At 72.2% G+C, this 19,894-nt stretch carries 17 protein-coding genes and 1 pseudogene; 11 read left to right on the top strand and 7 right to left on the bottom strand.

Annotated elements, in window-relative coordinates:
- Window positions 1-289 precede the first annotated feature (289 nt).
- Window positions 290-1,891 carry a sulfite oxidase gene (locus ACIBTU_RS02130; protein ID WP_399123957.1) on the top strand — a complete coding sequence of 534 codons (1,602 nt, stop codon included), beginning with the start codon at window positions 290-292 and terminating at the stop codon, window positions 1,889-1,891.
- Between the two features lie 32 nt (window positions 1,892-1,923).
- Here ACIBTU_RS02130 and ACIBTU_RS02125 read toward each other — a convergent pair whose 3' ends face one another.
- Window positions 1,924-2,583, bottom strand: coding sequence for an MSMEG_1061 family FMN-dependent PPOX-type flavoprotein (locus ACIBTU_RS02125; protein ID WP_399123956.1), 660 nt, complete (start codon window positions 2,581-2,583; stop codon window positions 1,924-1,926).
- 221 nt (window positions 2,584-2,804) lie between these two features.
- Window positions 2,805-3,905 (bottom strand): alpha/beta hydrolase family protein, encoded by a 1,101-nt coding sequence (locus tag ACIBTU_RS02120; protein WP_399123955.1) that lies wholly within the window; start codon window positions 3,903-3,905, stop codon window positions 2,805-2,807.
- 84 nt (window positions 3,906-3,989) lie between these two features.
- Between ACIBTU_RS02120 and ACIBTU_RS02115 the strand changes: the two genes are divergently transcribed.
- The 3 genes from ACIBTU_RS02115 to ACIBTU_RS02105 all read left to right on the top strand — a co-directional run bounded on the left by ACIBTU_RS02115 (window position 3,990) and on the right by ACIBTU_RS02105 (window position 5,637).
- The gene (locus ACIBTU_RS02115; protein WP_399123954.1) at window positions 3,990-4,949 is read left to right on the top strand and encodes an ArsR family transcriptional regulator; all 960 of its coding nucleotides are present in this window, start codon (window positions 3,990-3,992) and stop codon (window positions 4,947-4,949) included.
- Window positions 4,950-5,041: 92 nt separating this feature from the next.
- Window positions 5,042-5,302 (top strand): hypothetical protein, encoded by a 261-nt coding sequence (locus ACIBTU_RS02110; RefSeq protein ID WP_399123953.1) that lies wholly within the window; start codon window positions 5,042-5,044, stop codon window positions 5,300-5,302.
- An 11-nt stretch (window positions 5,303-5,313) separates the two neighbouring features.
- Window positions 5,314-5,637 carry a lysine transporter LysE gene (locus ACIBTU_RS02105; protein ID WP_399123952.1) on the top strand — a complete coding sequence of 108 codons (324 nt, stop codon included), beginning with the start codon at window positions 5,314-5,316 and terminating at the stop codon, window positions 5,635-5,637.
- An 88-nt stretch (window positions 5,638-5,725) separates the two neighbouring features.
- On the opposite strand, the gene ACIBTU_RS02100 is transcribed toward ACIBTU_RS02105, so the two are convergent.
- The 3 genes from ACIBTU_RS02100 to ACIBTU_RS02090 are packed head-to-tail and all read right to left on the bottom strand — an operon-like array spanning window position 5,726 to window position 8,848.
- Window positions 5,726-6,493, bottom strand: a complete 768-nt coding sequence (locus tag ACIBTU_RS02100; protein ID WP_399123951.1) for a glucose 1-dehydrogenase — start codon at window positions 6,491-6,493, stop codon at window positions 5,726-5,728.
- A gap of 54 nt (window positions 6,494-6,547) precedes the next feature.
- Window positions 6,548-7,570, bottom strand: coding sequence for a zinc-dependent alcohol dehydrogenase family protein (locus tag ACIBTU_RS02095; protein ID WP_399123950.1), 1,023 nt, complete (start codon window positions 7,568-7,570; stop codon window positions 6,548-6,550).
- Window positions 7,571-7,612: 42 nt separating this feature from the next.
- A complete protein-coding gene (locus ACIBTU_RS02090; protein WP_399123949.1) occupies window positions 7,613-8,848 on the bottom strand; it encodes an MFS transporter in 1,236 nt (411 codons plus the stop codon).
- Window positions 8,849-8,984: 136 nt separating this feature from the next.
- Here ACIBTU_RS02090 and ACIBTU_RS02085 point away from each other — a divergent pair, with 136 nt between their 5' ends.
- Both ACIBTU_RS02085 and ACIBTU_RS02080 read left to right on the top strand, forming a co-directional pair.
- A complete protein-coding gene (locus tag ACIBTU_RS02085) occupies window positions 8,985-9,926 on the top strand; it encodes a helix-turn-helix domain-containing protein (RefSeq protein WP_399123948.1) in 942 nt (313 codons plus the stop codon).
- A gap of 50 nt (window positions 9,927-9,976) precedes the next feature.
- Window positions 9,977-10,831, top strand: coding sequence for a hypothetical protein (locus ACIBTU_RS02080; protein ID WP_399123947.1), 855 nt, complete (start codon window positions 9,977-9,979; stop codon window positions 10,829-10,831).
- On the opposite strand, the gene ACIBTU_RS02075 is transcribed toward ACIBTU_RS02080, so the two are convergent.
- On the bottom strand, window positions 10,818-12,224 hold the full coding sequence (locus tag ACIBTU_RS02075) for a PLP-dependent aminotransferase family protein (protein WP_399123946.1): 1,407 nt from the start codon (window positions 12,222-12,224) through the stop codon (window positions 10,818-10,820). The genes ACIBTU_RS02080 and ACIBTU_RS02075 overlap by 14 nt on opposite strands.
- A 46-nt stretch (window positions 12,225-12,270) precedes the next feature.
- Between ACIBTU_RS02075 and ACIBTU_RS02070 the strand changes: the two genes are divergently transcribed.
- The 5 genes and pseudogenes from ACIBTU_RS02070 (at window position 12,271) to ACIBTU_RS02050 (ending at window position 18,201) form a co-directional block, all read left to right on the top strand.
- The gene (locus tag ACIBTU_RS02070; RefSeq protein WP_399123945.1) at window positions 12,271-13,461 is read left to right on the top strand and encodes an MFS transporter; all 1,191 of its coding nucleotides are present in this window, start codon (window positions 12,271-12,273) and stop codon (window positions 13,459-13,461) included.
- Between the two features lie 351 nt (window positions 13,462-13,812).
- Window positions 13,813-14,562, top strand: a pseudogene (locus ACIBTU_RS02065) (chitosanase); the annotation flags it as partial.
- An 81-nt stretch (window positions 14,563-14,643) separates the two neighbouring features.
- Window positions 14,644-15,885, top strand: a complete 1,242-nt coding sequence (locus ACIBTU_RS02060; RefSeq protein WP_399124216.1) for a discoidin domain-containing protein — start codon at window positions 14,644-14,646, stop codon at window positions 15,883-15,885.
- 70 nt (window positions 15,886-15,955) lie between these two features.
- The gene (locus ACIBTU_RS02055; RefSeq protein WP_399123944.1) at window positions 15,956-17,215 is read left to right on the top strand and encodes an MFS transporter; all 1,260 of its coding nucleotides are present in this window, start codon (window positions 15,956-15,958) and stop codon (window positions 17,213-17,215) included.
- On the top strand, window positions 17,212-18,201 hold the full coding sequence (locus ACIBTU_RS02050; RefSeq protein ID WP_399123943.1) for a hypothetical protein: 990 nt from the start codon (window positions 17,212-17,214) through the stop codon (window positions 18,199-18,201). Before ACIBTU_RS02055 ends, ACIBTU_RS02050 begins: the two co-directional genes overlap by 4 nt.
- 268 nt (window positions 18,202-18,469) lie before the next feature.
- On the opposite strand, the gene ACIBTU_RS02045 is transcribed toward ACIBTU_RS02050, so the two are convergent.
- Window positions 18,470-19,480 carry a hydroxyacid dehydrogenase gene (locus ACIBTU_RS02045; protein ID WP_399123942.1) on the bottom strand — a complete coding sequence of 337 codons (1,011 nt, stop codon included), beginning with the start codon at window positions 19,478-19,480 and terminating at the stop codon, window positions 18,470-18,472.
- Window positions 19,481-19,894: the final 414 nt, after the last annotated feature.

The following is a 19,894-nucleotide window of genomic DNA, read 5'->3' as shown; positions in this document are numbered from 1 at the left end:
CTGTGCGAGCGGTGCTCATCGGCCCGCCGAGCGGCATCGGGCCGGTGCCGACCCCACGATCTCCATGACTGCTTCTTCCTACATGACTGCTTCGGAGCGAGCGGCGCCCTCGGATGCGCCGGATGCGCCGGATGCATCAACCGGTCCAAGGCGCCCTCGCCCCGTCCCCGACGATCTTCTGACGGTTTGATGACAGGGCACGGCGGAAGCCCCGAAAGCGGCGGGCCCCGCGTGAAGATTGACGTCTGAGGCCCCATCCGAGCGTCGCCCGAGGACGGATTCCCCCCACATGGACCAGGACACGACGAAGCGGCCCCCCACGGGCGTCAAGCGGCTTGCCCTCGGGGCGCTGAGCGGTGTGCTCGCCGGGGGTGCGGCGATCGCGCTCGCCGAACTGGTCGCCGCGGCGGTGCGGCCCGAGTCGGGGCCCGTCGTCGCGGTGGGCGGCGCGGCGATCGACCGGACTCCGACCGCGGTGAAGGACTGGGCGATCCGGCAGTTCGGCACGAACGACAAGCTGGTGCTGCAACTGGGCATCCTGGCGGTCCTGACGCTGCTGGCGCTGCTCCTCGGCGCGCTCGCCACCCGTGTGCGCCTGATCGGCTCCCTGGGAGTGCTGGCCTTCGGCGTCGTCGGAGCCCTGGCCGCCACCAGCCGGCCCGACTCGACCGGCGCTTCCGATGCCCTTCCCTCTGTCGTCGGTTCGCTTGCCGGAGCCGGGCTCCTGTACTGGCTCGTGGGCTGCCTGGGCACTCCCCACGGTGCGTCGTCGAGAGACCTGGCCGACGGGGACGAGGGCGGCTGGGACCGCCGCGGTTTCCTCCTGACCGCGGCCGCGACAGCCGCGGCCTCGGCGACGGCCGGCATCACGAGCCGCGCGCTGAACGGCTCGCAGGGACAGGGCGCGGTCGCGGCCCGCAACCGGGTGGTGCTCCCCGCCCCCGCGTCCCCGGCCCCTCCGGTCCCGAAGGCAGCGGCGCTGCGGGTCGAGGGCATCAGTCCGTTCGTGACGCCCAACAACGACTTCTACCGCGTGGACACCGCCCTGGTCGTCCCGAAGGTGGACGCCACCAGGTGGAGACTGCGCATCCACGGAACAGGGGTGGAGCGGGAACTCACCCTCTCCTTCGACGATCTGCTGAAGATGCCGCTCATCGAACGCGACATCACCCTCACCTGTGTCTCCAACGAGGTCGGCGGCCCCTACATCGGCAACGCGCGATGGATCGGTGTCCGCCTGGCGGATCTCCTGAAGCAGTGCGGAGTCAGGCCGCCCTCCCGGGGAGGCAGGGCCGACCAGCTGGTCGCCCGCTCGGTCGACGGCATGACGATCGGCAGTCCCGTCGAGGACGTCATGGACGGCCGCGACGCCCTGCTGGCCGTCGGCATGAACGGCGAACCCCTGCCCTTCGCCCACGGTTTCCCGGTCCGCATGGTGGTGCCCGGCCTCTACGGGTACGTGTCGGCCTGCAAGTGGATCAAGGACATCGAACTGACCACCTTCGACGCCTACGACGCCTACTGGGTGGAGCGTGACTGGGCACAGCGCGCGCCGATCAAGACGGAGTCCCGGATCGACACGCCCAAGCCGTTCGCCCGGCCGGCGGCGGGCACCGTCATGATCGCCGGCGTCGCCTGGGCCCAGCACCGGGGCATCGAGAAGGTCGAGGTCCGCGTCGACGACGGCCCGTGGGAGCGGGCACGGCTGGCGGCCCAGGACACCCGTGACACCTGGCGCCAATGGTCGTGGCCGTGGGAGGCGACCAAGGGCTCGCACACCCTCTCGGTACGGGCCACCGACGGAACGGGCCGGACCCAGACGGCCCGGCGCACCCCGACCCTTCCCGACGGCGCCACCGGATGGCACACGGTGATCGTCACCGTCGACTGATCACCGCCCGTTTCCGGCCCCGGTCCGGCCGGTCACTCGTACCGGTACCGCAGCGAATCCGCCTCGGCCTGCTCGACGTCGGCGATCGTCAGCTCCGGCATCCGCAGTTGCGCGAGGGTCACCTCGGCCGAGGTGGGCTGAGCGTCCGCCGGCAGCCATTGCTCCGGCTTCCACGCCCCGCTGCGCAGGAGCGACTTGGGGCAGTGCGGATAGACCTCCTCGATCCCCACGACCAGGGCGCTCGCCGGCAGCTTGCCCACGGCGGTCAGCTGCGACAGAAGCTCCGGACGGGTGGAGACGCAGGCCCGGCCGTTCACCCTGAGCGTCGTCGTGCGTCCCGGGATGAGGAAGAGCAGCCCGGCCCGTCCGGTGGCGATGACGTTCTGCAAGGTGTCCAGGCGCTTGTTGCCGGTCGCGTCCGGTATCGCCACCGTCCGCGCGTCCAGGACGGAGACGAACCCGGCGGGGCCGCCGCGCGGGGAGACGTCACAGTTGCCCTCGCTGTCCGCGCTGGCGACCAGGACCAGCGACGAGAGGTCGATCAACCGCCGGGTCTGGTCGGTGAGCTCGGTCATCTGCTTGCGCACCGCCGCGTCACCGGGGAGTGCGTAGACCCGGCGCAGCGTCTCCTGGTCGGGCACGGCGTCGAGGCGGAGTTGGTCGAATGCGGTGAGGGCAAGGGGTGTTGTCATGGCTCCGGACCTGGAAGGCGGTAGAAGGGGTCGCGCCGGATGATCCTGCGCGTCCTGACCGCCTGATCGTCACATGCTGGTGAAGCTCACAGGTGCCGGGCCGGATGCTCTTCCGGCCCGACAGCTCCCGCTCCGGCCCTCACAGCGTCCCTCCGGCCGGCCACCGGGCCCTCACCGGCGCTTCGGGATCGAGGTGTCCCTGCGGCCTGCCTCGTCGCCGACTACAACAGTCGACGGGTGAAGAAGGTCCCCACCTCGCGGCGGAGTTGAGCGAGCGTCGGTGCCGGGGCCCCGGTCCCTACGAGCGTGTTGCGCGTCGCCGCCGACACGAGTCCCGTGGTCTGGAGCCGGGGGACGAGTGAGCCGTAGTCGGTGAAGGCCCAGTGGTCGGCGTCCGTGAGCCGGGCGCGGTGGGCGGGCAGGCCTTGCCAGGAGGATTCGATGCGGTCGGCGCCTTCGAATCCGTCGGTGCGGAACAGCAGGAGCGGTCGTCCGAAGCCGGTCGGCGTCCCGTACAGGTCGAGGTAGCCCTCGAGGTTCGCCACCGCGTCGACCCGGTGGTCGTGGCAGGCCGCGTACACGGCCGCTGTGCCGCCGGCCGAATGTCCGTACATGCCGATCCGGTGACGGTCCATGACCGGGGCGAGCGGCAGGTCGGGGAGGCGGTCGAGGACCAGCCGGAGGTCGGCGATCCGGGTGTCGATCATCGTGCGGAGGACGGCTGGGTCCGGCGGTCCGACGAGGACGGTCCTGCGCATCCCGGTGGGCAGTTCCACCTGGGTGGCGTCGCCGGGGTGATCGACGAGGACGACGACCCGGCCGTGGCTGGCGAGGTCTTCGGCGAGGCTGGTGCCGAGCGTGCGGGAGTCGCCGCCGCCCGGTGAGTACACGAGCACCGGACGCCTGCCCGGCAAGGCGGGCGCTCCCTTGTACGCGTGCGTGAGGACCGCGCCCCAGTCCACCGTTCCCTGCTGCGGCAGTCCAGGATGCACCAGTGGCGCGTACTCGGCGAACACCGTGGCCTCGTTCGGGGTGAGTTGAGGCACGCGGGGGAAGCCGCGTACCGATCGGGCCGGGTACAGGACGGTCAGCATGAGCTCTCGCACGCCGCCCACCCACGGATCGGTACGGGTGGGGTCGGTCAGGTGGACCGTGCGCATGCCCACGGGGTGCGGGCCCGTCGGCGCCGGGAGCCGGAGGCCGGGGTGTCCGGGACAGGTGGCGGAGGCGGAGGCGGTCGTGGGCAACAGGGCGGCGGCGCTCCCGAATAGAGTGCCTTTCAGAAGTGTGCGTCGAGTCGGAAGTGTGCGTCGAGACGTCATGCGCGACATCCTCGAGGCGGGGCTGTCACGGCGCGAAGGATCAGGCTCTGGCCGAAAGGCTGGACCGGGACGAGGGGTTGTGGGGTGCTGCGCGTCCACTTCACGGCACAGGACATCGCGCGGATCCGTTTCGCTCCCCGTCCGGCGCCGCTCCAGGAGTTGCACGCGGCCCTGGCGACGGCCGTGAACCGGCAGGGCGGGCCGTGCTTCGCACCATGGCGCGGCCGCGTCCTGCGTTCCCTTCCGGCCGCCGCCGCGCCGCTCGCCGAACTGGTGCCGGCGGGACGCCCGCCCTCCTTCCTCGACGTCCTCGGCGAGAGCCTGGCCGACAGCTTCGAACAGATCCGCGCCACCGGCCCCGACCTCGTCCGTTCCGAGCTGGAGCGGGTGTACGAGGACCTGCCCGTCCCCGCCTGGATCCGCGCCCTGCACACGCGGGACGACGTCGCCTGGCGCACGCTGTACCGCGCGCAGCAGGCCGCGTTCGAGGCGGTGCTCGCCCCGGTCTGGTCCGTCGTGCAGGAGCTGCACCGTGAGGAGTTCACGCGCTACGCCCTCACCGTCGCCGAGCACGGTGTGGCGGGCGCACTGGCCGGCCTGGCGCCTGGCGGGAGTCGGTTCGACGGAGGGGTGTGGGTGTGGCCCGGCGCGACGGCGGCCCGGGACGTACGGCTCGACGGGCGCGGGCTGGTGCTGCTGCCCAGCTTCCACCACCCGGCGGGGCCACTGCTCCAGGACTCCCCCGGCCTTCCGGTGGTCCTGACGTATCCGGCCGGGGCCGGACTCCCTCCCGCCGCGGGACGCCCGGACGGCAGCGCCGACGCACTCGCCGCCGTTCTGGGCCGCACCCGGCTCGACGCCCTGCGCCTCCTCGCCGAGCCTCACACCACGACCTCCCTGGCCCGCGCCCTCGAGGTCAGCAACGCGACGGCCTCGGCCCACGCGGCGGCGCTCCGATCGGCGGGCATGACGACGACGACCCGGACCGGCCGTTCGGTGACCCATCGGCGTACGGCGCTCGGCACGCTGGTCGCGGGCGCCTGACCGTCCGAGTCCGATGGCCGGCACCACGTTGTCCGGCCGGGATCCACCCGGCCCCCCGCGGGTTTCGCCGTCACCCGCTAGATTCATCCGCCATGCGTTCACGCGATGTCGACCTCGACTTCCGGCACAAGACCGGGCGCACACGCGCCTGGGGCATCGGGCTGCTGGCCCTCGCGACCCTCCAGTGGCTGTGGTGCGCCGTGCTGCTGCTCACGCCCTACGAAGTGGACAGGAAGCCCGACGACCGGTACCCGGCGGAGTGCGAGTCCCGTCTGCTCACCGACCGCGGCACCGCCAACGAAGGTGTGTATCAGGGCGACCGGTGCCAGAACGAGCGCGCCGAAACGCGGTGAGAGTGCGACGGATGGCGAAGGGGATCGGCGAGTTCCTGATGGAGACGGTCGGGGAAGCCGTCGCCGAGGCGATCCTCACCCTGCTCGCCTGCGCGCTGCTGCTCGGCCTGGGTCTGATCGCCTACCTGAGCTGGTCCTTCAGCCCGCGCCTGACGGTGGCGGGCGCCGGGCTGCTCAGCCTGTTCCTCGCGCACGGCGCCTGGAGCGTCTTCCGCGATCCCGCGAGGGGGCGCGGCCGTCGGGGCCTCGCCGCCGTGACGGCGACCGGTTTCGCGCTGGCCGCCGCGGTAGAAGTGTTCCTCCTGTTCTACGGCACAGGATGTGGCTGTCTGTGAAGGGCGGTCGGAGGTGGGCAGCGGCCTGATCCGGGCCTGCCCCGGCGGGGCTTCAGTGGCGTCAATGGCCTCAGTGTCCTCAGTGGCCTCAGTGAGTGGTGAAGCCGCCGTCCACGGGCAGGGCGACGCCGATGACGAAGGCGGCGCCCGGGCTGCACAGCCACAGGACCGCGTCGGCGATCTCGTCGGCGGTGCCCAGGCGGCCTATGGGCTGCTGCTTCATGATCTCGGCCATCGCCTCGGCCTGCCCTTCGAGCATGCCGGCGACCATCGGGGTCTCGATGACGCCGGGGCACACGGCGTTGACGCGGATGCCCCTCGGGGCGTATTCGACGGCGGCACTCTTGGTCAGGCCGATCACGCCGTGCTTGGAGGCGTGGTACGCGGCGCGTTCGGGCAGGCCGACCAGCCCGCCGAGCGAGGAGCAGTTGACGATCGCGCCGGAGCCCTGGGCGCGCATCTGCCGCAGTTCGTGCTTCTGGCAGGTCCAGATGCCGCGCAGATTCACGGCGTTGACGCGGTCGAAGTCCGCGGCCGTCTCGTCGGCGGCGTCGGCGGGCGGCGCCTGGATGCCGGCGTTGTTGAAGGCCATGTCCAGGCGGCCGAAGGATTCCACGGTGCGGGCGACCATGGCGGCGGCCTGGTCCTCGTCGGCGACGTCGCAGCCGATGCCGAGGGCCTGGTGAGCGGCGTCGGTCAGCTCCTCGGCCGCGCGCTCGGCGGCTTCCTGGTCGAGGTCGGCGAGGACGACGGCGGCGCCGGCCCGGGCGAAGGCGCGGGCGGTGGCCAGGCCCATGCCGGAGGCGGCTCCGGTGACGAGGGCGACCTGCCCGGTGAGGTCGTAGGTGGGGTTCATGAGGGGAGAGTCCTCTTGCGCTGTGGGGCGGGTGACGGGGGTGAGCGGGAAGGCTCAGGGGCGCAGGAGGGCCTTGATGGCGCGGCGCTCGTCCATCGCCTGGTACGCCTCGGCGGCCCGCTCCAGCGGGAGTTCGAGGTCGAAGACCTTGCCGGGGTCGATCTTGCGGTCCCAGATGAGCTGGATCAGTTCGGGCAGGAACCGGCGGACGGGGGCGGGGCCGCCTTCCATGTGGATGCCTGCCAGGAACAGTTCGAAGCCGGGGATGTGGACGTCGTAGTTGACGCCGACGAAGCCCATGTGGCCGCCGGGGCGGGTGGCGCCGATGGCCTGCATGGTGGATTCGCGGGTGCCGACGGCCTCGACAACAGAGTGGGCACCGAGCCCGCCGGTGAGCTCCTTGATCTTCGCCACGCCCGCGTCGCCGCGCTCCTCGACGATGTCGGTGGCGCCGTAGTAGCGGGCCAGCTTCTGCCGCTCGGGGTGGCGGGACATCGCGATGACGCGCTCGGCGCCGAGCTGCCTGGCGGCCAGGACGGCCATGAGGCCGACGGCGCCGTCGCCGACGACCGCGACGGTCTTGCCGGGTCCGGCTTCCGCGGCGACGGCGCCGTACCAGCCGGTGCCGAGCACGTCGGAGGCGGCCAGCAGTGAGGGGATCAGGTCCTCGTCCGGCTGCCCGGGGGTGGCGACGAGGGTGCCGTCCGCGTACGGGATGCGGGCCTTCTCGGCCTGGGTGCCGATCGTGCCCGCGACGAACTCGCGGTGCACGCAGCCGGACTGGTAGCCCGAGCGGCAGATCTCGCAGGTGTTGTCGGAGATGACGAACGACCCGACGACGAAGTCACCGGCTTTGACGGTGTGGACCTCGGAGCCGACCTCTTCGACGACGCCGACGTACTCGTGGCCCATCAGTGTGTGGTCGGCGGGCTCGATCCCGCGGTAGGGCCACAGGTCGGAGCCGCAGACGCAGGTCGCGGTCAGCCGGACGATCGCGTCGGTCGGGTCGATGATCTCCGGATCGTCGCGGTCCTCGACCCGGACGTCTCCGGCGGTGTGCATGACTACTCCACGCATGGTGGTTCTCCTTGTTCTGTGTGCGGACGCGGGACCGGGGTCCTAGCCGAGGGCGGGTCGGCTGCGACGCCCCTGGACGAGCGCGATGGTGATCGTGGGGATGAGGGCCAGCGCGGCCATGGCGGCGCCGACGATGGCCGGCCCGGCGGCCCGGAAGGGCGAGTCGAGGGTCTGCCCTGCGATCCAGGAGCCGGCCGCCGTGCCGAGGTTGAACGCCGACACGGTCAGGGCGGAGCCCAGGGTGGGGGCCTTGCCCGCGAAGCGGACGCCGAGGGCGATGAGGACCGGAGTGCCGAGGAAGCCGACCAGCCCGAGCAGGGCGACCAGCACCACCGTGGGGACGGCGAAGGCCGACAGCAGGCCGAGCGCCAGCAGGACCAGCGCGGCCGACGCCGCGGCCTTGATCGTGGTCGCGTACGGGCGGGCGTCGCCGGCGCGGCCCCCGACGAGGAAGCCGGCCAGGGCGCCCGCACCGAATCCGACGAGGACGGGCGGTACGAGACCCGCGGCGATCCCCGCCCGGTCGGTCAGCAGCGGAGCGATGTAGGTGTACGTGCCCAGCACGCCGGCGCTCATGGTGGCGCACGCCGCCAGGACGAGCCAGAGCCGGCCCGAGCGCAGTGCGGACAGCTCCGAGCGGATCGACACCGGCTGCCCGCCGCGGGGCCCGTTCGGGACCGAACGCGCGATCAGCGTCATCGCGGCCACCGCCAGGACGGCGAGGATCCAGAAGGGTCCGCGCCAGCCCATCAGCTGTCCGGCGAACGCGCCGAGCGGCACGCCGACGACGTTGGCGAGCATGGCGCCGGACCCGACGACTCCCACGGCGCGCGAACTCGCGGCCGGGCCGGCCGCGCGGGTGGCCACGACGTTCGCCACCGCCCAGAACGCCCCGGTCGCCAGCGCGGTCAGGAACCGTGCGGCGAGCAGCAGCCCGAAGCCGTCACCGACAGCGGCGATCACGTGTCCCGCGGCGAAGACGCCCAGGGCCAGGACCAGCGTCCACCGGGCGGGCAGCCGCAGCGTCAGCATCGACATCAGCGGCGCACCGACGATCATCCCGACCGCGAACACGGTGATCGCCAGACCGGCACGGGCCACGCTCACCTGCAGGTCGCCCGCGATCTCCGGCAGCAGACCCGCCACCACGAACTCGGTCGTGCCCATCAGGAACGTCCCCAGCGCCAGGACGTAGACCACGCCGGGGAGCCGGCGGGACACGGGTGGCCGTTCCTCGACGTGCGTGCCGGAAGCGGCGGGGAGGGTGGTGCCTTGCATGGTGAAGCTCCAAGGGGTGTCACTGCGGTGTCGTGCATCCCAGAGAACCCGTATTCACGCAGGTCAGGAAGGTCGCGCTTATAGGGGGTACAAGCTCCACCTCCCTTCTCCGCGCCACGCGCCTACCGTGGAGGGCATGGACAAGCGACCCGACAACCGCTCCGACATCCGGGACTTCCTGGCCACCCGGCGCGCCAGGATCACACCGGAGCAGGCGGGGCTGCCCACGAGCGGCCGGCGCCGTGTGCCCGGGCTGCGGCGGGAGGAGGTCGCCGTTCTCGCCGGTGTCAGCACCGAGTGGTACACGCGCCTGGAGAAGGGCCACATCAACGGGGTGTCGGAGGACGTCCTCGACGCGGTCGCCCGCGCGCTCCACCTCGACGACGAGGAACGCACCTACCTCTTCGACCTCGCCCGCGCCGCCCAGCCGGCCGGGCGCGCGCCCCGGCGCCGCAAGGCCGTCGAGGTCCCGCCCCGTGTCCAGTGGCTGCTCGACTCCATGACGCTGTCCGCGGCCTTCGTCACCAACGGCCGCCTCGACATCGTCGCCACGAACGCGCTCGCCCGGGCGGTCCTGTCGCCCATGTTCGACAGCGACACGGTCGACGATCGCGGTCGCCCCAACTGCGCGCGCTACTTCTTCCTCGACCCGGGCGCGCAGGACTTCGCCGCCGACTGGGAGCAGGCCGTCACCATCACCGCCGCCCTGCTGCGCGCCGAGGCCGGCCGCTACCCGAACGACAAGGCGCTGCGGGAACTCATCGGAGAACTGTCCACACTGAGTACCGAGTTCCGCACCCGCTGGGCCGCCCATGACGTCCGTATCCACCACGGCGGCGTCAAGACCTTCAACCACCCCGACGCGGGCCCGCTGGAGCTCACCTACCAGCCGCTGGATCTCCCCCTGTCCACCCGCGAGGCCCACTCCCTGACCATCTACACCGCCGAACCCGGCTCCCCGGACGAAGACCGCCTCAAGCTCCTCGCCAGTCTGGCGGCCACCCCCGAGGCCGACCCGGCGCAGCCTGCGGCCGACCGCCGGAACAGGACGGGCGGCACCAGCGACCGACCGCGGTGAAGGCGCCGGGACCACTCCCCCGCGACCCCGTCACCGTTACGCTCTCGGCCGTGGCGGAACCTGGGGTGGGCGCGGGGAAGACGGGCGGGTGGCGGGCCGAGATCGTGGAGCGGCGGCAGTCGGTGGGGCCGTGGCGGTTCTCGGCGCGGGAGGTGTCGGCGCGGCGTGACGGCCTGCGGATCGAGACCGCGGTCGGCTCGGTGACCTGCGTCGACGACAGCGGACACGCACGCTGGACCCACCGCTGCGCGGGCCGGCCCAACGCCGTCCATCTCTCCGGCGACCGGGTCCTGGTGACCACGGACTCCTTGGAGTACACCGCCTGGGGCATGCTCGGTCCGGCCCTGCTGCTCGATCTCGCCGACGGCCGTCTCGTCGCCGAACTGCGGGGCGCTCGCGGGGCCGCGCGCGGCGGCGGCAGGTTCCTGCTCGGGCTGGAGGGCTACGACTTCTTCGACACCTGGGAGTACGACCGGGACGGCGACCGCACCGACACCTGGCGCGCGTACGGCCATTACGTCGTCGGCACCGGCGTGCGGGTCGTGGAGGCCGACCGGAACCTCCCCACCAAGGGCCGTGTGGTGCGCCTGCTGCCTGGCGGCGAGATCGTGCCCGGACCGCCCCTGTCCGACCCGCAGCCGCCCGAGCCGCTCGTCCTGCGCGACGGCACGATCCTGGTCCTGGACGGCGCCCGCCTCCAGTCCGTCGACCGCGGCCTGCACGGTCGTACGCTCGTCGCACTCGACCACGTTGCCGCCCCCTCCGGCGCGCACGCCATGCGGTCCCTGCGACGCACTGGGGACCGGGTGACCGTCACGATCGGCGAACCCCTCGCCGGCGACCCCGCACGTTTCACGATCCACACCTGGACGATCGCCCTGCGCCCGGGGATCACCGGTTCCTGAGGAGGTCTCCGATCGCCGCGATCCCTGCCGCGACGGCCCGTTCGCCGACGTCGCCGAAGCCCAGGACCAGTTGCGCCGGCGCGGTCGCGTGCGAGGAACGGCAGGGGCTCATTCCGTAGAGGCCCACCGACCGGGAGCGGGCGGCGGCGACGAGGTCCTGCTCGTCGACCGGTCCGGGCAGGTGTGCCACCGCGTGGAAGCCTGCCGCCAGGCCGGAAACCCTGACCTCGGGGGCGTGTTCGGCGAGGGCTGAGACCAGTGCGGTGCGCCGTGCCGCGTAGGTGGCCCGCATCCGGCGCAGGTGCCGGTCGAAGCGGCCGGACTCGATCATCCTCGCGAGCGCCAACTGGTCGAGTGTGGGCGACCCTCGGTCGTTGATCTGCTTGTGCTCGACGATCGCGTCGGTGAGCGCGGGCGGGCAGAGCATCCATCCGATGCGCAGCGCGGGCGCGAGGGACTTGCTGACGGTGCCCAGGGCGATCACGCGGTCGGCGGCGAGTCCCTGCAGCGCGCCCACCGGCTCGCGGTCGTACCTGAATTCGGCGTCGTAGTCGTCCTCGATGACGACGGCGTCCCGGCTCCTGGCCCACTCGATCAGGGCGAGGCGGCGCGCGGGTGCCAGGACGACGCCGGTGGGCCACTGGTGCGCGGGGGTCACGACGACGGCGCGGGCCTCGGTCGCGGCGAGTGCCGCCACGTCGATGCCGCGCTCGTCGACCGGCACCGGGACGGCCGACAGGCCCGCCGCTGCGGCCGAGGCGGAGACCGTGGCCGGTGAGCCGGGGTCCTCGTACGCCACGGTGCGGACCCCTGCCCCGGCCAGGGCGCGCAGGGTGAGGCCGAGGCCCTGCGCGTACCCGGAGCAGATCACGATCCGTTCCGGATCGGCCGCCGCGGCGCGCACCCGGCGCAGATACCCGGCGACGACCTCGCGTAGCACCGCGCTGCCGCGCGGGTCGCCGTAGTCGAGCGCCGCCGTCGGCATGGTGCGTGCCGCCTCGCGCGTCGCCGACAGCCAGTCGGCGAGCGGGAAGCCGCTCAGGTCGGGGACGCCCCATCTGAAGTCGGCCAGCAGGCGTGGCGGCGCCTGCGGCGACGGCGTGGGCGCCGACGGGACGACCGCGCCGGCTGCCACGCGGGTGGCGGAGCCGACGCGGGTCACGAGGTATCCCTCGGCCTGGAGTTGGGCGTAGCACTCCTGCACCAGGCCGCGTGAGAGTCCGAGGAGCCGGGCGAGTTCGCGTGAGGACGGCAGCCGTTCACCCACCTGAAGCCGACCGGTCCGGATCGCGTCGCGCACCTGGCGTTCCAGCTGGGACCGCAAGGGCTCGCCGCTGTCCCGGTCGACGACCAGCAGCAGATCGGGAGAGAGACCGGACCACTCCAGCGGCATGAAATCGGATCTTACCGGTGATCCGATCAGTCCTTAGGTTCGTCGTGTGACCAGAAACGTCAACTCACCGTCCAAGAGCGCCGGTTCGCGACCACCGCTGGTGACGCGGCCCCTGCTGCTGCGCTTCGTCTCGATCGTCGGCGCCTCGACGGGCTTCTTCCTGCTGTTGTCGGTCGTCCCCCTCTACGCGGAGGCGTCCGGCGGGGGTGGCGGCAGCGCGGCCGGACTCGCCACGGGCGCGCTGATGCTGGCCACGGTCGGAGGCGAGCTGGCCACTCCCTGGTTCGTCGCCCGCTTCGGCTACCGCCTGACGCTGGCGGCGGGGCTGGTCCTCCTCGGTGCGCCCGCGCTCGTGCTGACCGTGTCCGGGAGCGCGCTGTGGATCACGGCCGTGTGTGTCGTGCGCGGTCTGGGCTTCGCCTGCACGGTCGTCGCGGGCGGCGCCCTGACGGCGTCGCTGATCCCGCCGGAACGCCGCGGTGAGGGGCTGGCCCTGGTCGGCATCGTGTCGGGGGTTCCGTCGCTGGTGGCCCTGCCGTTGGGGGTGTGGCTGGTGGCACACGTGGGGTACGGACCGGTCTGCGTCGCCGGCGGGATGGCGGCGTTGGCCGCCCTGGTCACGGTGCCGGGACTTCCGGACCGCGAGCCGGACTCGGGACCGTCGATCGGCGTGCGGGCCGGCCTTCGGACGACTGCCCTCCTGCGGCCCGCGATCGTCTTCGCGGCCACCGCGCTCGCCGCCGGAATCATCGTCACCTTCCTGCCCCTCGCGGTCCCGTCGGCTTCCACCGGCCTCGTCGCGGCGGCCCTGTTCGTCCAGTCCGCGGCATCGACCGCGGCCCGTTGGGGCGCGGGCCGGCGCGGCGACCGGCACGGACCGGCCTCTCTGGTGCTGCCCGGCCTGATCGTCGCGGCGGCCGGAACGCTCCTCATCGCGCTGACGCACAGTCCGGTCGCCGTCGTCGTCGGGGTGGCCGTGTTCGGCGTCGGTTTCGGAGTCACCCAGAACGCCACGCTGACGCTGATGTACGCGCGGGTCCCCGCGTCCGGTTACGGCACCGTCAGCGCCCTGTGGAACTTCGCCTACGACGCCGGCATGGGCGTCGGGGCCGTCGGCTTCGGAGTGCTGGCGGGGTGGACGGGATACCCCTGGGCCTTCGCGTTCACCGCCGCGCTGATGCTCACCGCGCTCGCTCCGGCCTGGCACGACCGCCGGGCGGACGGCTCCCTCCGGTAACGACGGCGACTGCGCCCGGGACGCCCCGTTCTATCCGCACTGATCCGCATCGATCCGCCCCTCCCGTCGCACCAGCTCGTGCACGCGTCTTGCGGAGCGGGTGATTCTGCCAATAGAAAGGAAAGGTTCCTATCAGTCAGCGGCACCTTCATGCAGCCCCGAACTCCCCTGCCGGGCCCGCGTGCCGGCCGGCGTCACGCCGTTCGCGCGAGCAGCACCCGGCCAGACGAGAAACCGGAGAAGCACATGCCACTCCCCACTCCGCGACGGCGTTCGATGCCGTTCGGATCGCGGCATCGCACCCCCGTTCACCGACGCCGGCGCAAGACCGGCTTCAGGATCGCCCTCGCCATGGTGCTCGCCGCCGTCCCCGCGGTGATTCTGCTGAACACCAGTCAGGCGGCGGCGCCCACCGGGCTCGACGACCCGGTGAAGAAGGAGATCGCCATGCGGCTGGTCTCCAGCGCCGAGAATTCGTCGCTGGACTGGAAGGACCAGTTCGACTACATCGAGGACATCGACGACGGCCGCGGGTACACCGCCGGGATCGTCGGGTTCTGCTCCGGCACCCACGACATGCTCGACCTCGTCGAGTACTACACCGACCAGGTGCCCGAGAATCCGCTCGCCGAGTACCTGCCGGCCCTGCGCGAGGTCGACGGCTCCGACTCGCACGAGGGCCTCGACCCCGGCTTCACCGACGCGTGGAAGGAGGCCGCGCAGACCTCGCAGTTCCAGGCGGCGCAGGAGCACGAACGCGACCGCGTCTACTTCGACCCGGCCGTGTCCCGGGCCAAGGGCGACCACCTGCAGGAGCTGGGCCAGTTCGCCTACTACGACGCGATCGTGATGCACGGTCAGGAGGGCTTCGACTCCATCCGGGACGCGGCGCGCGCCGAGGCGGACACTCCGGCCGAGGGCGGTGACGAGACGGCGTACCTGAACGCGTTCCTCGACGCCCGCGTGACGGAGATGAAGAAGGAGGCCGCGCACGAGGACACGAGCCGGGTGGACACGGCCCAGCGGGTGTTCCTCGACGACGGGAATCTGCGTCTGAGCACGCCCCTGGCCTGGCACGTCTACGGAGAGCCGTTCGAGATCGCGCGGGATCCCGAGCCGGGCACGTCCCCGACCGCCACTCCCACCGCCTCTCCCACCGAACCCGGCGGCGGGGCCGACCAGTTGATCTCCAAGGGCAGGCCCGCGAGCTCGTCCTCCGACGAGGACTCGGCGCTCACCGCCGGCCGCGCGGTCGACGGAGACCCCGCCACCAGATGGGCCAGCAAGGAAGGCGCGGACCCGCAGTGGCTCCGTGTCGACCTCGGCGAGAACTCCACCGTCTCCCGCGTGAAGCTGCTGTGGGAGGCCGCGTACGCCAAGGGCTACCGGGTCGAGATATCCGCGGACGGCACGTCCTGGAACCCGCTCGCCGTCGAGGCGAACGGCAACGGGGGCACCGACGACTGGACCGGCCTGACCGGCAAGGGCCGCTACCTGCGGGTGTACGGGACGGCACGCGGCACCGCGTACGGCTACTCGCTGTTCGAGGTGGAGGTCTACGGGACGACCGGCTCGGGCCCCGGCCCGACCGATCCGCCGACCGACCCGCCCAGCGGTGCGTTCACCGTCGTCGGCGCGGGTGACATCGCCGACCGGTGTAACGAGGACGCGGCGGGCTGCCAGCACTTCAAGACCGCCGACCGGGCCGAGGCCATCGACCCGGCCTTCTACCTCACGCTGGGCGACAACCAGTACGACGACGCCCACCTCGCGGACTTCAAGAACTACTACGACAAGTCCTGGGGCCGCTTCAAGGCGAACACGTACCCGGTGCCGGGCAACCACGAGTCCTACGACGACTACGAGAACCGGGACGAGAAGGCCTACCGCGAGTACTTCGGCTCCCGCGCCACCCCGCAGGGCAAGATGTGGTACTCGTACGATCGCGGGAACTGGCACTTCGTCGCGCTCAACTCCAACCGCTTCGACGAGCGGGAGCAGATGGACTGGCTCAAGGCCGATCTGGCCGCGAACGGCAAGAAGTGCGTGGCCGCGTACTGGCACGAGCCGCTGTTCAGCTCCGGCGACCACGGGAACGTACCGGTGAGCCGGCCGGTGTGGGAGCTCCTCGAGTCCTCCGGCGCCGAGCTGGTGCTCAACGGGCACGACCACCACTACGAGCGGTTCGCCCCGCAGACCCGGGACGCGAAGGCCGACCCGAACGGCATCGTCGAGATCATCGGCGGCGCGGGCGGCAAGGATCTGTACGGCGCGGGCGACACGGTCCAGCCCAACAGCGCGAAGCGCATCTGGGACAAGTTCGGGGTCCTGAAGCTCGACTTCACCGACACCGGTTTCCGGTCCCAGTTCGTCGGCACGGACGGGACGGTGCTCGACACCAGTCCCACCTACTCCTGTCACTGACCGGCCGCCACCAGTGCCCCGGGCGCGTCCGTGAACGCGGGCGCGCCCGGGGCGCCTCCCGGGAGTTCACATGTATCTCGCCGCCGGCCGGAGCGGACCGTCCTCGACCGCTCCCGCCGCCCCCGAACGCCCTGCGCGCCGTGTCCGTGTCGCCTCCACGGTCCTCGCGCTCGGCGCGGTCAGTCTGGTGACCGACATCTCCTCGGAGATGGTCACCGCGGTTCTTCCTCTCTACTTCGTCCTCCAACTGGGGCTCAATCCACTGCAGTTCGGCTTTCTGGACGGGCTGTACAACGGCGTCTCCGCCGTCGTCCGCCTGGCCGGCGGGCATCTCGCCGACCGCCGTCAGCGCCACCGGCTCGTCGCCGGCTCCGGCTACGCCCTGTCCGCGCTGTGCAAGCTGGGGCTGCTGTTCGCCGGCGGCTCCACCGCGGCGCTGTCGGCGACGCTCGCCGCCGACCGGGTGGGCAAGGGCGTACGGACGGCGCCGCGCGACGCGATGATCTCGCTCTCCTGTGCCGAACGGGACCTCGGCCGCGCCTTCGGCGTGCACCGCGCGATGGACACGACCGGTGCGCTGCTCGGCCCGCTGGCGGCCTTCGCGCTGCTGTGGCTGGCGGTGGACGCGTACGACGCCGTGTTCCTCGTCAGCTTCTGCTTCGGCCTGTTCGGTGTGGTGCTCCTGTACGCGTTCGTACCGGAGCGGCCGTCGCCCGCGCTCGCCGCGTCCCGGCCGTCCACCCTGCGTGCGGCCCTCCGGCTGCCCGCCGTGCCCGCGTTCCGCCGCGTGCTGGTCACCGCGTCCGTGCTCGGTCTGGTGTCGGTCGGTGACGGCTTCCTCTATCTCGTCCTGCAGAAGCGCCTCGACCTGGACACGGTCTACTTCCCGCTGCTGCCGCTGGGCAGCGCCGCCGTCTACCTGCTGCTCGCCGTGCCGATCGGCCGGGCGGCGGACCGGGTCGGCCGCCGGATCCCCTATCTGTGCGGCCACTTGGGGCTGCTCGGCGTCTACCTGGTCCTCTTCTCCCCCGTACCGGGATGGCCGCTGACGGTCTTCGTGCTGGTGCTGCTCGGCACCTACTACGCGGCCACCGACGGAGTCCTCATGGCCCTGGGCGGCCCGGTCGTGCCCGAGGAGCAGCGCGCGGCGGGACTGGCGCTGCTGCAGTCGGGGCAGGCGGTCGGGCGGCTGCTGGCGTCGGTGCTGTTCGGCGCCGCGTGGACGCTCTGGAGCATGCAGGCCGCGCTGGCGCTCGCCGCGGCCGGGCTGACGGCCGCCCTCTTCCTCTCCCGTTTCCTGTTGCCCGCGCACCCGACGGAGTCCGGATGACCCCCACACTCTCCCTGCGCGCCCGGGTGGGCGCCGTCTCCCTGGCCGCTGTCGTCCTGGCCGCGCTCGCCGTCGTCTACACGGTCCGGGCCGCCGACCGTGACGGGCCCGCCGCCGGTTCCTCGCACGTCACGCTCGACAACTCCCCTGGCCTGTACGTCCGTACGGCCGACGGGAAGGTCGCGGCGCTCGGCAAAAAGGGACCGCGGGAGACGGCTCTGTCCTGCCGCCGGTTCTACGCGAGCGGCACCGGCGCCGTGTGCCTCACCACCAAGCCGGGGATCCCGCCCCGTACCCAGGCGATCGTCCTGGACCGGTCGCTGCGTCCGCGGCGCACCGTCACGTTCGGCGGGACGCCCAACCGGGCCCGGGTCTCGCCGTCCGGGCGCATGGTCTCCTGGACGGTGTTCGTCAGCGGCGACTCGTACTCCGGCAGCTCCTTCTCCACCCGCAGCGGGATCCTCGACACACGGACCGGCTACCTGATCAAGAACGTGGAGACCCTGCAGCTCACTCTCGACGGCAAGCGCTACGCCGCGTCCGACGTGAACTACTGGGGTATCACGTTCGCCCGGGACGACAACCGCTTCTACGCCACGGTGTCGACGCGCGGCAGGACGTACCTGGTCGAGGGCGACCTCAAGGCCTGGACGGCGCGTGCCCTGCGGGAGAACGTCGAGTGTCCGTCGCTGTCGCCCGACGGCACCCGCATCGCGTACAAGAAGCGGGTGCGGAAAGGGAGCTCGGATCCCTGGCGGCTGCATGTGCTCGATCTCAAGACACTGCGCGACACCCCGCTGGCGGAGACCCGCAGCGTCGACGACCAGGCCGCGTGGCTGGACGACAGAACCGTGGCCTACGCCCTGCCCGGGCGGGCGCGCGGCTCCTCGGACGTCTGGTCCGTCCCGGCCGACGGCACGGGCGAGCCGGCACGGGTCGCCCGGGACGCCTCCTCTCCGAGCATGAACACGGTCCGCCGAGGCTGACCCGGACGCCGACGTGAGGGGCGAACCAGCAGGTCAGGAGGGTCGAAAGTCAAACGGCGACCGGGCGATAGCGGAGAGGCGACGGCACGGCGACGGCTCACGGCAAGGTGAGGGTCGCAAGGAGTCCACCGACTCGGGCCGGACCGGAAACCTGAGGTGCGCCATGGGGACAGGCCCGATCGAGCGGCGTCCGCCCGGCCCCGGTGATGCCGCGCGTCGGCCGCCGAACGCGCACAGGCGTCCGGCGGCCGACGTGCCTGGGGGGACCTCAGGCGAGCGCCGCGGCGCGGGCCGGGTCGATGGCGTGCCGGAGCGGTTCGCCGAGGGTGAAGCGGCGGAGTTCGTCGAGCACGAGCTCCCCGAGGCGGTGGCGTTCGGCGCCGAGGGCGCCCGCGATGTGCGGGGTCAGGACGACGTTGGGCAGCGTGAACAGGGGCGAGTCCGGGGCCGGGGGCTCGGGATGCGTGACGTCGAGGACGGCGGTGAGATCGGGCCTGGCCCGCAGGACCCGTACGGCGGCCGGTTCGTCGACGAGTGCGCCGCGGGCGGTGTTGATCAGGGTCGCGCCCGGCCTCAAGGAGTTCAGCAGCCCGGCCCCGATGGCGCCCTGCGTCGCGGGCAGCAGGGGTGCGTGGAGGCTGACGACCTGGCAGGTGGAGAAGAGTTCGTCGAGGTCGACCAGTCGGACGCCGGCCTGCCGGGCGGTCTCCGGCGAGGCCGCGGGGTCGTTGGCGACGACCTCGAGGTCGAAGCGGGCGAGGTGCCCGGCGACGAGACGGCCGATGTGGCCGAGTCCCCACAGGCCGACCCGCGCCCGGTACGCGCCCGGGACCTCCGGGTGGCGCGGGAAGCGGCGGTCGCTCGCGACGTCCCGGGCGATGCGGTGGGCCTGCTTCAGGCCCAGCAGGACCTGGGCGAGGGTGAACTCCGCCACCGGGACGGCGTTGGCCGCGGCGGCGGACACGATCGGGATGCCGCGCGCCCAGAATTCGGGGGTGGTCAGGTGTCGTACGGATCCCGCCGCCACGAACACGGCCCGCAGTCTGGGCGCCTGCTCGAGCAGGGCGGCGTCCAGGACGGGCGCGCCCCAGCCGGTGAACAGGAGGTCGACGTCCTTCAGGAGCTCGGGGGCCTCGGCGAGTTCCTCTCTCCTGCAAGGCGGCGCCTGCCAGTTGACGAGCCGGTCGATCCCGGCCAGCACCTCGGGCGGATAGACGTCCGCCCGGCGTTCCTTCTCCATGACCAGCAGGGCGGTGGGGGCGGTGGCCGGTGCGTTCATGCCGGGCGGGTCTCCTCGGGCAGATCCGGAAGGCGGGCGGGCGGCGGGACAGCCGCCGCTCCCCCGGGTTCGGGTGTGTGCGAAAACGTGCGATCAGACGATGCGCCGTGGTGTGGCTTGTTTGATGCGGATGCCTTACGGCCGCCAAGCACCATACATCCGATGACTGGAGGGTCCTAGCGAGAATCCCGGACATCCTGCCGCACTCCATCTGATGGAGGCGGCCCCCACATCACCACTCCTCCCGCACTCAAGTCATCAACTCCTCTGACGTCTCAAATGACGCCCAGAGCAGGCATTTCACGGAGCGGAGGGTGCCTTTCGCATGCCCGCACAGCCGGGCATCCACCCTCCGAACGAGCTCACGGGGGACGCGCCGGCCACGTAAAGCACTTTGAGATTCATCGGAGTATT

This window comes from Streptomyces sp. NPDC050145 (assembly GCF_044460245.1).
In the GTDB taxonomy this organism is placed as follows: Bacteria; Actinomycetota; Actinomycetes; order Streptomycetales; family Streptomycetaceae; genus Streptomyces.
Note: the sequence above shows the minus strand (reverse complement) of the source record. Positions and strands in the feature narration are given on the sequence as shown.